General features: G+C 64.1%; 11 protein-coding genes. 6 read left to right on the forward strand and 5 right to left on the reverse strand.

The genetic code is table 11. The features are described from left to right. The first annotated feature begins 261 nt into the window (after positions 1-261). From L8F45_RS03715 to L8F45_RS03725, 3 genes are all read left to right on the forward strand, one after another. Entirely contained in the window at positions 262-1,002 is a 741-nt protein-coding gene (locus L8F45_RS03715; RefSeq protein ID WP_342361542.1) for a metallophosphoesterase family protein, read from the forward strand. Then, positions 1,003-2,412 (forward strand): protein kinase domain-containing protein, encoded by a 1,410-nt coding sequence (locus tag L8F45_RS03720; RefSeq protein ID WP_342361543.1) that lies wholly within the window; start codon positions 1,003-1,005, stop codon positions 2,410-2,412. Between the two features lie 89 nt (positions 2,413-2,501). After that, entirely contained in the window at positions 2,502-3,251 is a 750-nt protein-coding gene (locus L8F45_RS03725) for an SDR family NAD(P)-dependent oxidoreductase (protein ID WP_342361544.1), read from the forward strand. Between the two features lie 6 nt (positions 3,252-3,257). Here L8F45_RS03725 and L8F45_RS03730 read toward each other — a convergent pair whose 3' ends face one another. Beyond that, on the reverse strand, positions 3,258-3,671 hold the full coding sequence (locus L8F45_RS03730) for a PIN domain-containing protein (protein ID WP_342361545.1): 414 nt from the start codon (positions 3,669-3,671) through the stop codon (positions 3,258-3,260). Then, positions 3,668-3,907: a DUF6364 family protein gene (locus tag L8F45_RS03735; RefSeq protein ID WP_342361546.1), complete on the reverse strand. Its 240-nt coding sequence runs from the start codon at positions 3,905-3,907 to the stop codon at positions 3,668-3,670. Before L8F45_RS03735 ends, L8F45_RS03730 begins: the two co-directional genes overlap by 4 nt. A 108-nt stretch (positions 3,908-4,015) precedes the next feature. Between L8F45_RS03735 and L8F45_RS03740 the strand changes: the two genes are divergently transcribed. The 3 genes from L8F45_RS03740 (at position 4,016) to L8F45_RS03750 (ending at position 6,952) form a co-directional block, all read left to right on the forward strand. Then, on the forward strand, positions 4,016-4,408 hold the full coding sequence (locus L8F45_RS03740; protein ID WP_342361547.1) for a nuclear transport factor 2 family protein: 393 nt from the start codon (positions 4,016-4,018) through the stop codon (positions 4,406-4,408). A 136-nt stretch (positions 4,409-4,544) separates the two neighbouring features. Further along, on the forward strand, positions 4,545-5,759 hold the full coding sequence (locus L8F45_RS03745) for an NADP-dependent isocitrate dehydrogenase (RefSeq protein ID WP_342361548.1): 1,215 nt from the start codon (positions 4,545-4,547) through the stop codon (positions 5,757-5,759). A gap of 167 nt (positions 5,760-5,926) precedes the next feature. Continuing rightward, entirely contained in the window at positions 5,927-6,952 is a 1,026-nt protein-coding gene (locus tag L8F45_RS03750; RefSeq protein WP_342361549.1) for an aldo/keto reductase, read from the forward strand. 26 nt (positions 6,953-6,978) lie between these two features. Here the strand turns inward: L8F45_RS03750 and L8F45_RS03755 are convergent, their stop codons facing one another. The 3 genes from L8F45_RS03755 to recA all read right to left on the reverse strand — a co-directional run bounded on the left by L8F45_RS03755 (position 6,979) and on the right by recA (position 12,347). Further along, positions 6,979-8,202: a cyclic nucleotide-gated ion channel gene (locus L8F45_RS03755; RefSeq protein ID WP_342361550.1), complete on the reverse strand. Its 1,224-nt coding sequence runs from the start codon at positions 8,200-8,202 to the stop codon at positions 6,979-6,981. 48 nt (positions 8,203-8,250) lie between these two features. Beyond that, positions 8,251-10,908 carry an alanine--tRNA ligase gene (gene alaS / locus L8F45_RS03760; protein ID WP_342361551.1) on the reverse strand — a complete coding sequence of 886 codons (2,658 nt, stop codon included), beginning with the start codon at positions 10,906-10,908 and terminating at the stop codon, positions 8,251-8,253. A gap of 362 nt (positions 10,909-11,270) precedes the next feature. Beyond that, complete coding sequence (recA, locus tag L8F45_RS03765) at positions 11,271-12,347, reverse strand: recombinase RecA (protein ID WP_342361552.1); 1,077 nt, start codon at positions 12,345-12,347, stop codon at positions 11,271-11,273. Between the last annotated feature and the right edge of the window lie 5 nt (positions 12,348-12,352).

Raw genomic sequence — 12,352 nt, forward strand, 5'->3', positions numbered from 1 at the left:
ATGCTCCCCCACGCCGGCGCTGAAGGATGACGCGGGGCCAACCTGCGTCAATGCGTCTTTCAGCCGCCGCCGGATGTCACAGGCCGGTCGCGCCGGCCGTTCATGGTGTGGGTTTGTTCCGGGCCTTCCCGGGCGTTTTAGATGATCACTCCCTCCTGCGAGGCCGTCGACGCCCTATGAGACGCGACGCCAGCCAGCTAATGTCTCTCGAGGGAGTAAAAAAAGGGGACGTGCGGCCTTTCCGGGCCAAGACGGGATCAAATGCGATTAGCTCTGCTGTCTGACATCCACGCCAATCGCGAGGGGCTGGACGCCTGTCTCGCGGACGCGCGCCGCCGCGGCTACGATCGGCTGGCCTTCCTCGGCGACATCGTGGGCTATGGCGCCGATCCCGCCGCGGCGATCGAGACCGTTCGGGCCGAGGTCGGGAAGGGGGCGATCGCGCTGCTCGGCAATCACGACGCGGCGATCGACGGCGACGACAGCAATCTCAACCGCGTGGCGCGCGCCGCGCTCGCCTGGCAGCGCACGCAACTCTCAGCCGAACAGCGCGCCTTCCTGCGCGAGCTGCCGCTCACGGCCGAGCTCGACGATGTGACGATGGTCCACGCCACCGCCTGCGCGCCGCGCGGCTGGGAATATGTGCTCGATAATGATTCCGCCGAACGCTGCATCAGGGCGAGCGAAGGACGCGTCACCTTCTGCGGCCATGTGCATGCGCCGGCGCTCTGGCTTCTCGCGCATAACGGCACGGCCCAACCGCACCGGCCGGCGATCGGGCTTGCGACGCCGCTGTCGGCGCCGCGCCGCTGGCTCGCCGTGATCGGCTCCGTCGGGCAGCCCCGCGATCATTCGCCGGCGGCGGGCTATGCGATCTTCGATACGGAGCTGTCGGAGATCACCTTCCTGCGCGTCCCCTATGATTGCGAGGCGGCGGCGCGGAAAATCCTCGCGGCGGGATTGCCGGAGAACCTGGCGCTGCGATTGATGCAGGGCCAGTGAATGGCGCGAAACGCCATCGCCACGGGTGACGAGATCGACGGTTTCAGGATCGGGCGCAAGCTGCATCAGGGCGGCATGGCCGCCATCTTCGAGGCAGCGCGGGCCGACCTCGCCTTTCCCGCCGTGATGAAGGTTCCGCTCATCCTCGACGGCGACAATCCCGCGATGATCGTCGGCTTCGAGGTGGAGCAGATGATCCTGCCGCGTCTGTCAGGGCCGCATGCGCCGCGCTTCGTCGCCGCGGGCGATTTCGCGACGCACCGGCCTTATCTCGTGATGGAGCGGATCGAGGGAGAGTCGCTCTATCCGCGCTTCGAGGCCGCGCCACTGGCGATCGAGGAAGTCGTCGAGATCGGCGCGCGCGTCGCCGATGCGCTTGGCGAATTGCACCGGCAGCATGTGGTGCATCTCGATCTGAAGCCGAGCAACATCATGCGCCGTCCGAGCGGTGAAATGGCTTTCATCGATTTCGGCCTCTCGCGCCATCTGCAATTGCCTGACCTGCTGGCGGAGGAGTTTCGCGTTCCCTTCGGCACCGCGCCCTACATTTCGCCGGAACAGGTGCTCGGCGTGCGCACTGACAAGCGCAGCGATCTCTTCGCGCTCGGCGTGCTGCTTTATCATCTCTCGACAGGCCGGCGCCCGTTCGGCAATCCGCGCAATGTCAGGGGCCTGCGCAAGCGGCTTTACCAGATCGCGCCGCCGCCGCGTTCGTTCAATCCGGATTATCCGCCTTGGCTGCAGGAGATCGTACTGAGATTGATCGAAGCCGATCCCGAGAAGCGATATCAGCGTTCGTCGCAAGTCTCGTTCGATCTCAGGAATCCGCTCGAAGTCACGCTGACACGCCGTGCGAACCGGACAAGCTTCAGCGGCTGGCGCAACGCGCTGCGCTGGTGGAGCCCGTTCTCACGACCCTACATCGCGCGCGCCGAACATATCCCCGACATGATCGAGGATGCGCCGATCATTCTTGCGGCGGTTGATCTCGCGCCCGATGTTGCGCCGCTCGCCGAAGCATTGCGCGACGCTGTGCGCATCCACGCCGCGGCGAAGCCCGAGGCGCGGGTGATCTGCGCAACCGTGCTGAAGACCAATCGCATCGCCGTCGATGTGATGGTTGATTCCGCCGGCCGCAGTCTGCATGTGCAGAAGCTGATCGATCTGAAAAACTGGGCGCAGCCGCTCGCCGGACTCGGCGCGGACAGGCTGAGCTATCATGTGCTCGAACACCCTGATCCAGGCGACGCGATCATCGATTTTGCCGTGGCCAATCAGGTCGATCATATCTTCATGGGCGCGCGCGGAAGCTCGTCATTTCGACGCCATCTCGGCAGCGTGTCGGCGAAGATCGTGTCCGAGGCGCCGTGCTCCGCAACGGTGATCCGCTTGGCCCAAACGGGCAATTGAAGCAATCCGACGCGCGGCTTGCGTCTCTTGGCTGCGATTGGCAAAACCGCCGAAGCCGTCGCCACATCATCGCCAGACAGGACAACGCCATGGCCGCCACCTATTCCGATCTCGCCGGTAAAGTCGTGCTCATCACGGGAGGCGCGTCGGGTATTGGCGCGTCGATCGTCCATCATTTCGCGCGCCAGAGCTGTAAGGTCGCCTTCATCGACATCAAGGCGAAGGAGGGCGCGGCGCTGGCGAAGGAGCTTGGCGCAAACGCGCTGTTCGTCGAGGCCGATCTCACCAATATCGAGGCGCTGCGCGCGGCGATCGCGAAGGTGAAAGGCGCGTTCGGGCCGATCGGGATCCTCATCAACAACGCGGCCCATGACGAGCGTCATCCGACGCCTGATGTCACGCCGGACTATTGGGACGACCGCATCGCGGTCAATCTCAAGCACCAGTTCTTCGCCGCGCAGGCGGTGCTGCCCGACATGCAGGCGGCGAAGTCGGGCGCCATCATCAATTTCGGATCGACGTCCTGGATGGCGGGGCAGGGCGGCATGGCCGCCTACACCGCGAGCAAATCGGCGGTGCTCGGGCTGACCCGCTCGCTCGCCCGTGACTACGGCCCCGATAATATCCGCGTGAATGCGATCGCGCCGGGCTGGATCATGACGGAGCGCCAGATCGAGAAATGGCTGACTCCGGAGGGCGAGAAAGAGTTGATGAGCCGGCAGTGCCTCAAGCGAAAGCTGGTCCCCGACGAGCTTGCTAAGTTCACGGTCTTCCTCGCGTCCGACGAGGCGTCCGCTTGCACCAATCAGCACTATGTCGTCGACGGCGGCTGGACTTGAGAGGGATCAGAGGAAGGGATCGACGATGCGCACGCCTTCAATAGCTTGGTCGTGCGAGAGGTCCTCGGAATAGAGCGTTTCGCAACTCAGCGCCTTCGCCGCGGCGATGATGGCGCTGTCCCAATAGGACAGCCTGTTCGCGTCCTTGATCGCGAGCGCATCGAGGACAATCGATGCGTCGATGGGCTGTACGGGAAAGCGCAGCCAGGCGCGGATCAGGCCGGCGGCGACGTCGTGCGGGATGGCGTCGGTGCGGGTCGAGCGCGTCGCCTGGACATAAAACTCCTGAAGCACCTGCGTCGACAGCGCAACGTCGCCCGCGTCGATCAGCTCGATAGCGCGAGCGCGCTTCTTCGCCTCATTCGTCGCGCGGCTGATGGAATAGAGCAGGATATTCGTGTCGAGAAAGGTGCGGCTCATCGCCGGCCGCGCCTGTGCGCCTCGTCCCGGCTCAGACGGCCTCCGGCGGAGAAGCGCGTGATCGTCTCGCGCAGCCGCCGTTCTTCGCGCGCGAGCTTTTCCGCCTCGCTTTCTTCTCCGGCGAGCGAAGTGAGATAGTCGCGCACGAGCGCGGAGACAGACGTGTCCCGCTCCGCCGCCTTCACGCGCGCGCGACGGTAGGTGTCATCATCTACAGAAACTGTGATATTTTTCATATCTCACAGTATCGCAGCCTTGTATCGGCGGCAACAGCGGCCGTCCCGCGCGCCTTCTGCATCCAATCGCGTCTTCCGCTGCTATCCTCCAGGGAAAGGGAGGGAGCCATGGGCCACATCGACAGCGTCAAGGCGATGTATGCGGCATTCGGGCAGGGAGACATTCCCGCCATCCTGTCGCGGCTCAGTCCCGACGTCGAATGGGAATATGACTGGCAGGGCCCGACGCTGCGCTGGTACGAGCCGCGTCGCGGTCGCGCGGAAGTGGTGAAGTTCTTCGAGACGCTAGCCGATTTCGATTTCGTCAGGTTCGAGCCGCAGGCCTTTCTCGCCGGCGAGGACATGATCGCTGTGCCGATCCAGATCGAACTCGTTCACAAGGCGACTGGCCGGCGCGTGCGGGATTGCGAGGCCCATCTCTGGACCTTCGGCGCGGACGGGCTGGTCACGCGCTTCCGACATCTCGTCGACACGCGTCAATACGCCGCCCTCATGGCCTGACGTCCGCGCCCGGCGCGCCGCGCCGTCCAAAGGCCAGCTTCCGCCCGGCGCCGGCTTGCGCTACCACGCGCCCGCCAGGGTGACGGCCGCGCGACCGTCCCCTGAGTCCTCCCTCGTCGCGCGTGAAGGCGTTCACATGGACAAGATCAAGGTCAAAGGCGCCGTCGTCGAAATGGACGGCGACGAGATGACTCGCATCATCTGGCAATACATCAAGGACAAGCTGATCCATCCGTATCTGGATGTGAATCTCGAATATTACGATCTCGGCGTCGAGCATCGCGACGCGACCAACGATCAGGTGACGATCGACGCGGCGAACGCGACGAAGAAGCATGGCGTCGCCGTGAAATGCGCCACCATCACGCCTGACGAAGCGCGCGTGAAGGAGTTCAGCCTGAAGGAGATGTGGAAGTCGCCGAACGGCACGATCCGCAACATCCTTGGCGGCACGATTTTCCGCGAGCCGATCATCTGCAAGAACGTGCCGCGCCTCGTGCCGGGCTGGACACAGCCGATCGTCGTCGGCCGTCACGCCTATGGCGATCAGTATCGCGCGACCGATTTCAAGTTCCCGAGCAAGGGAACGCTGTCGATCAAGTTCGTCGGCGACGACGGCAAGGTGATCGAGAAGGAAGTCTTCAAGGCGCCGGACGCCGGCGTTGCGATGGCCATGTACAATCTCGATGACTCGATCCGCGACTTCGCGCGGGCGTCGCTGAATTACGGCCTGATCCGCAACTATCCCGTCTATCTCTCGACCAAGAACACGATCCTCAAGGCCTATGACGGCCGCTTCAAGGACATCTTCCAGGAGGTGTTCGACAAGGAGTTCAAGGCCGAGTTCGACAAGCGCAAGATCGTCTATGAGCATCGCCTGATCGACGACATGGTCGCTTCGGCGCTGAAGTGGTCCGGCGGCTATGTCTGGGCCTGCAAGAACTATGACGGCGACGTGCAGTCCGACACCGTTGCGCAGGGCTTCGGCTCGCTCGGCCTGATGACGTCGGTGCTGATGACGCCCGACGGCAAGACGGTCGAGGCGGAAGCCGCGCATGGCACGGTGACGCGTCACTATCGCGAGCACCAGAAGGGCAAGGAGACGTCGACCAACTCGATCGCGTCGATCTTCGCCTGGACCCGCGGCCTCGCCCATCGCGCCAAGCTCGACGACAATCCGGCGCTGGCGAAATTCTCGGCGACGCTCGAGAAGGTCTGCGTCGACACCGTCGAAGCCGGCTACATGACGAAGGATCTCGCGCTCCTCGTCGGCGCCGACCAGAAGTGGCTCTCCACCACGGGTTTCCTCGACAAGATCGACGAGAATCTGAAGAAGGCTATGGCCGCCTGACGCGGTTTTCTTTGGAATCATTCAAGCGCCGGGGCTTTGCTCCGGCGCTTTTATTTTATGCAAACGGCGGCAGCCTCCGCTTCTTGGCGAACGTCTTTCCGCGCACCATATGAAGAGAGGCGCAAGTCCGCGCCGCATCTCCAACTCTATCAGAAAGTCACTTGCCCATGCGCATGAAGCAGCTTGGCGGGACCGGACTTTTCGTATCCGAACTCTGCCTGGGAACTATGACCTTTGGCGGCGGGAGCGGCATCTGGAGCGCCATCGGCGATCTCGATCAATCAAACGCCGACAAGATCGTCGCCCGCTCGATCGAAGCCGGCGTGAATTTCATCGACACCGCCGACGTTTATTCAGGAGGCTTGTCCGAACAGATCACGGGACAGTCGATCAAGAATCTCAGCATTCCGCGCCATCAGGTCGTTCTCGCCACGAAGGTCTATGGCAAGGTCGGCGAAGGCGCGAATGATCGCGGCGCCTCGCGCGGCCACATCATGGATGGCGTGAAGGCGAGTCTGAAACGGCTCGGGACCGACTATATCGATCTCTACCAGATCCACGGGACCGATCTCGTCACGCCGATCGAGGAGACGGTGCGTGCGCTCGATGATCTCGTGCGGCAGGGGCATGTGCGTTATGTCGGCTGCTCGAACTGGTCCGCCTGGCGCATCATGAAGGCGCTCGGAATTGCGGAGAGGACGAACGCGTCGCGCTTCGCATCGCTCCAGGCCTATTACACCATCGCCGGCCGCGATCTTGAACGCGAGATCGAGCCGCTGCTGCTCAGCGAAGGCGTTGGGCTCATGGTGTGGAGCCCGCTCGCGGGCGGTTTGCTCTCAGGCAAATACAGCCGGGAAGGCGACAACGCCGCAGGCGGCGCGCGCCGCGCGACCTTTGATTTCCCGCCGGTCAATCGCGATCGCGCCGAAAAGGTGATCGACGCGATGCGGCCGATCGCGTCTGCGCATGAAGTCTCGGTGGCGCAGGTGGCGCTCGCCTGGCTGCTGCAGCGGCGCGTTGTGATGTCCGTCATCATCGGCGCGCGCACTATCGAGCAACTCGACGACAATCTCGCCGCCGCAAAGCTCACGCTCTCCTTTGACGAGATCGCGACGCTCGATGCGGTCAGCGCATTGCCGCCGGAATATCCAGGCTGGATGATCGAGCGCCAGTCGCGCGACCGCAGGCCCTGATCAAACAAGCACGCGGACGCTCGCTGTCAGCGATCGGCGATCTCGCTTGGCGCGAGATCGCCGTCCTGATCCAGATCGTCTATCAATCGGCGGCTCGCGGCTTCTGCTTCAATAAGCCTGCCGATCTCCGGGCGGCGCTCGATCAATCCGCGCAGATCGGCGGCGTCGAGCACCAGAAGTTTCGTCTTGGTGACGGCGCGGATCGTGGCGCTGCGCCGCGTCTGCCTGATGACAGCCATCTCGCCGAAGAAGTCGCCTTCGCCAAGCGTGACCGTGCGGGTGATCAGATCGACTTCGACCTGGCCCGACGCGACGAAATACATGGAGTGCGCGACGTCGCCGCGGCGCACGATCACCTCGTTCTCTTCCGCCGTCTGCGACTGGAGATAACGCATCAGCTCCGCCACATCGGCTGCGCTCAGCTTGGCGAACATCGGCACATGCGCGACCATGCTCCAGGTGACGACGAAGGCGCGGCGCTGGATCGCCTGCGAAAAGGATGTCGCGATGATGCCAACCGGCAGCGCCAGCATGACGATGCCGGCGAGCGCTGTCACCGACGCGACGACTTTTCCGAGCGGCGTCACGGGCGAAACATCGCCATAGCCGACGGTGGTCAGCGTCACGACCGCCCAATACATGGCGTCCGGAATCGTGCCGAGCTTGTCAGGCTGCGCCTCGCGCTCGACGAGATGCATGATTGAGGCGGAGACGAGCGCCAGGCTGACCAGAATATAAAGACATCCCAACAGGGCGCGCCGCTCGCTCAGCACGGCGTCGAAAAGCGTCTGCATCACCGGCGAATAGCGCGCGAGCTTGAAGAAGCGCAGCAGCCTGAAGAGGATGAAGACCTTGAGATCGGACTCGAACAGGAAGGCGAGATAGAAGGGCAGAACCGCCAGAAGATCGATGATCGATGTCGGCGTGAGCAAATAGGCGACGCGCGCCTGCGAGGCCGTCATGTGGCGATAGGGAGGATGCTCGGTCGAGCACCAGAGGCGCGCGGCGTATTCCATCGTGAAGACGATGATCGCGACGAGCTCGATGAGATCGAGCAGGCGCCCATATCGCTCCTGGATGGACGGCACTGTCTCGAACACGACCGCGGCGACGCTGGCGATGACCAGCACGATGATCGCTTGATGGAAGAACGCGCCGAAGCGCGTCCAGGTGCCATCATCAAGCAATTCGTAGGCGCGCCGCCGCATCGCCCGCGAGCGATAGATGCGGATGAGGCGCGCCGGCTTCATGGCGCGTCCGTTTTCGCATTGCGCCGAGGGCGCGAGGGGCGCGCGGCGTCAGCCTGCAAGCCGTTCCTCGATGCGCTTGAGCGCGTCGGCGGCGCGCGCGCCATCGGGGCCGCCGGCCTGCGCCATGTTCGGGCGGCCGCCGCCGCCCTTGCCGCCGAGCGCTTCCGCGCCGATGCGCACGAGATCGACCGCATTGAATTTCGAGGTCAGATCATCGGTGACGCCGACGACGATCGCGCCCTTGCCGTCGACGCCGGTGTTGGCGATGGCGACGACGCCGGACCCAACTTTCGCCTTCGCCTCGTCGGCGAGCGACTTCAGATCCTTCATGTCGATCGAGACAGCGCGGCGGAAATATTTGACGCCGCCGACCTCGATGATGTCGGACGCGCCGTCTGATCCGCCGCCGCCCATGGCGAGCTGCCGGCGCGCGTCGGACAGTTCGCGCTCCAGCTTGCGGCGCTCTTCCATCAGCGCCGTCAGGCGCTCGGAGACTTCGCCCGGCGCGACCTTCAGGATCGACGCCGCTTCACGCAGGCGTTTCGATTCATTCGCGAGATGATGGCGCGCGGCGTCGCCGGTGAGCGCCTCGATGCGGCGCACGCCAGAGGCTACCGCGCCTTCGCCGACGACAACCACAAGCCCGATATCGCCCGTCGCATTGACATGCGTGCCGCCACAGAGCTCGACGGAAAAGGCGTGATTGGGAAGTGCGCTCTCTCCATCCGTGCCCATGGAGACGACGCGGACCTCGTCGCCATATTTCTCGCCGAACAAGGCGCGCGCGCCTGATTCCTTCGCCTCCTCGACGCCCATGATGCGCGTCGTCACCGGCTCGTTGCGCAGCACGATGCGGTTCGCGATATCCTCGACGCGCGCGAGTTCGTCGGCCTCGACGGGCTTGGGATGGGAGAAATCGAAGCGCAGCGAATCCGGCGCGACGCGCGAACCCTTCTGCGCGATATGATCGCCAAGCGTCTGGCGCAGCGCCTCGTGCAGAAGATGCGTCGCGGAATGATTCTGGCGGATCGTGGCGCGGCGCGCGTGATCGACCGACAGGATCAGCGCCTGCCCCTTCTTCAACTCGCCCTTCTCGACCGTGACCACATGGGCGAAGAGATCGCCAAGCTTCTTCTGCGTGTCGGTGACGCGCGCGACGACGCCATCGGCGGTCATCACGCCATGGTCGCCGACCTGGCCGCCCGATTCCGCATAGAACGGCGTCTGGTTGAGCATGACGAAGCCGCTCTCGCCTTCTCGCAGCGCGTCGACCTCCGCGCCATTCGCGACAAGCGCGGCGATGACGCCTTCGGCTTCCTCAGTGTCGTAGCCGAGAAATTCGGTCGCGCCGAGCTTCTCGCGCAGGTTGAACCAGACCGTTTCCGTCGCGGCTTCGCCGGAGCCGGTCCACGCGGCGCGCGCCTTGGCGCGCTGCGCCTCCATGGCCTTCTCGAATCCCCCGACATCGACGCCGACGCCGCGCGCGCGCAGAGCGTCCTGCGTCAGATCGAGCGGGAAGCCATAGGTGTCATACAGCGTGAACGCGGTGTCGCCGGCGAGATTCTGGCCGGATTGCAAGCCGCGGCTTTCCTCGTCGAGAATCGCAAGTCCGCGCGTCAGCGTGGTGCGGAAGCGGCTCTCTTCGAGCTTCAGCGTCTCCGAAATCAGCGCCTCGGCGCGATTCAGTTCGGGATAGGCCTGGCCCATCTCGCGCGTCAGCGCCGGCACGAGCCGCCACATCAACGGGTCCTTCGCGCCAAGAAGCTGAGCATGGCGCATGCCGCGGCGCATGATCCGGCGCAGCACATAGCCGCGGCCTTCGTTCGACGGCAGCACGCCGTCCGCGATCAGGAAGGACGCGCAGCGCAGATGATCGGCGATGACGCGATGCGACGCCCTGCGCTCGCCGTCGTAGGGCGCGCCGGTCGCATGCACGACGGCGTCGATCAGCGCGCGGAAAAGATCAGTGTCATAGTTTGAGTGGACGCCCTGCAGGATCGCGGCGATGCGTTCGAGACCCATGCCCGTGTCGATCGAGGGCTTCGGGAGAGGGACGCGTTCGCCCGGCGCAGTCTGCTCGAACTGCATGAAGACGAGATTCCAGAATTCGAGGAACCGATCGCCGTCCTCGTCGGGGCTGCCGGGAGGCCCGCCCTGAAGCGCCTCGCCCTGATCGATGAAAATCTCGGAGCAGGGGCCGCACGGGCCGGTGTCGCCCATCTGCCAGAAATTGTCTGACGTCGGGATGCGGATGATCTTGTGATCGGGGAAGCCCGCGATCTTCTTCCAGAGATCGGCCGCCTCGTCGTCGGTGTGATAGACGGTGACGAGGAGCTTGTCCTTCGACAGGCCGAATTCCTTCGTGATGAGATTCCAGGCGAGCTCGATCGCCAGCGGTTTGAAATAGTCGCCGAAGGAGAAGTTCCCCAGCATCTCGAAGAAGGTGTGATGGCGGGCGGTGTAGCCGACATTGTCGAGATCGTTGTGCTTGCCGCCGGCGCGCACGCATTTCTGCGCGGTCGCCGCGCGCGAATACGGCCTTTTCTCCAGCCCGGTGAAGACATTCTTGAACTGGACCATGCCCGCGTTCGTGAACATCAGCGTGGGGTCGTTGCGCGGCACGAGCGGCGATGATGGCGCCACCTCGTGGCCGTTCCTCTTGAAATAGTCGAGGAAGGTCGACCTGATATCGTTCACGCCACTCATCAGCGCAGGGCTCCAGACTTCGTTTCGGGCCCCTTGGCTGCGGGCCGGCTGAGCGCTTCTAGAGCATGGCGCGAAAAAGTGGAAACCGGTTTTTCGCAAGAGCCATGCTCTAAACTTTTGGAATCGATCACGTTCCCGCACTTTGATTGTTTCAATCAAAGTGCGGCGTGATCTTGAGCAAAGCCGGCCGGCTTGCGAAGCGCTTTCCGTTCAAACGGGCCTTCAGGAGCTGATCCCGGCCGCTTCAGCGGCCGGCGCCCCAAAAGACGAAGCCGGCGCGGGGCGGGACCCGGCCGGCTTCTGATCCTGGCGCAAGGGAGGGCGGTTCTCTAACGTCCAGGCTTTCCGACGGAGGGGACAGCTCAGTCGTCGGAATCTTCGTCCGAGGGGTCCGCCTTATCGAGGATACGGTCGGCCAGGAGGCCGGCGTTCTGGCGAATGGCGGCCTCGATGCGCGCGGCCGTCTCGGGGTGCTCCTTCAGGAAGGTCTTGGCGTTCTCACGGCCCTGGCCGACGCGCTGGCTGTCGAAGGAGAACCAGGAGCCCGACTTCTCGACGATGCCGCCCTTGACGCCGAGATCGATGAGCTCGCCGTTCTTCGAGACGCCCTCGCCATACATGATGTCGAACTCGACCTGCTTGAAAGGCGGGGCGACCTTGTTCTTGACCACCTTCACGCGCGTCGTGTTGCCGATGGTCTCGTCGCGATCCTTGATCGCGCCGATGCGGCGGATGTCGAGGCGCACGGAGGCGTAGAATTTCAGCGCGTTGCCGCCCGTCGTCGTCTCCGGGCTGCCATACATGACGCCGATCTTCATACGGATCTGATTGATGAAGATCACCATGGTGTTGGAGCGTGAGATCGACGCCGTCAGCTTGCGCAGCGCCTGGCTCATCAGCCGCGCCTGCAGGCCCGGCTGAACCTCGCCCATCTCGCCCTCGATCTCCGAGCGCGGCGTCAGCGCGGCGACAGAATCAATTACGAGCACGTCGACGGCGCCGGAACGGACGAGCGTGTCGGTGATCTCAAGCGCCTGCTCGCCATTGTCGGGCTGGGAGACCAGTAGATCGCCAAGATTCACGCCGAGTTTCTTGGCGTAGACCGTGTCGAGCGCGTGCTCGGCGTCGACAAAGGCGCAAACGCCCCCCTTCTTCTGGGCTTCCGCGATGCAGTGCAGGGCGAGAGTGGTCTTGCCCGAGGATTCCGGCCCGAAAATTTCGACAATGCGGCCGCGCGGCAGGCCGCCGACGCCAAGCGCAATGTCGAGCCCGATCGAGCCGGTGGAGACCACCTCGATCTCGGCCGCCTTCTGGTTGGCGCCGAGCCGCATGATCGAACCCTTGCCGAAGGCGCGTTCGATCTGGGACAGGGCGGCGTCGAGCGCCTTGGTCTTATCCATCGAGGAGCCTTCCACGAGTCTCAATGCGGCCTGCGACATGATTT

The sequence above is a fragment of the Terrirubrum flagellatum genome (assembly GCF_022059845.1).
GTDB lineage: Bacteria > Pseudomonadota > Alphaproteobacteria > Rhizobiales > Beijerinckiaceae > Terrirubrum > Terrirubrum flagellatum.

Bases quoted from the DNA above. Each gene is read 5' to 3' on its own strand.
- L8F45_RS03715 (WP_342361542.1), top strand. From the start codon at position 262: ATGCGATTAGCTCTGCTGTCTGACATCCACGCCAATCGCGAGGGGCTG.
- L8F45_RS03720 (WP_342361543.1), top strand. From the start codon at position 1,003: ATGGCGCGAAACGCCATCGCCACGGGTGACGAGATCGACGGTTTCAGG.
- L8F45_RS03725 (WP_342361544.1), top strand. From the start codon at position 2,502: ATGGCCGCCACCTATTCCGATCTCGCCGGTAAAGTCGTGCTCATCACG.
- L8F45_RS03730 (WP_342361545.1), bottom strand. From the start codon at position 3,671: ATGAGCCGCACCTTTCTCGACACGAATATCCTGCTCTATTCCATCAGC.
- L8F45_RS03735 (WP_342361546.1), bottom strand. From the start codon at position 3,907: ATGAAAAATATCACAGTTTCTGTAGATGATGACACCTACCGTCGCGCG.
- L8F45_RS03740 (WP_342361547.1), top strand. From the start codon at position 4,016: ATGGGCCACATCGACAGCGTCAAGGCGATGTATGCGGCATTCGGGCAG.
- L8F45_RS03745 (WP_342361548.1), top strand. From the start codon at position 4,545: ATGGACAAGATCAAGGTCAAAGGCGCCGTCGTCGAAATGGACGGCGAC.
- L8F45_RS03750 (WP_342361549.1), top strand. From the start codon at position 5,927: ATGCGCATGAAGCAGCTTGGCGGGACCGGACTTTTCGTATCCGAACTC.
- L8F45_RS03755 (WP_342361550.1), bottom strand. From the start codon at position 8,202: ATGAAGCCGGCGCGCCTCATCCGCATCTATCGCTCGCGGGCGATGCGG.
- alaS (WP_342361551.1), bottom strand. From the start codon at position 10,908: ATGAGTGGCGTGAACGATATCAGGTCGACCTTCCTCGACTATTTCAAG.
- recA (WP_342361552.1), bottom strand. From the start codon at position 12,347: ATGTCGCAGGCCGCATTGAGACTCGTGGAAGGCTCCTCGATGGATAAG.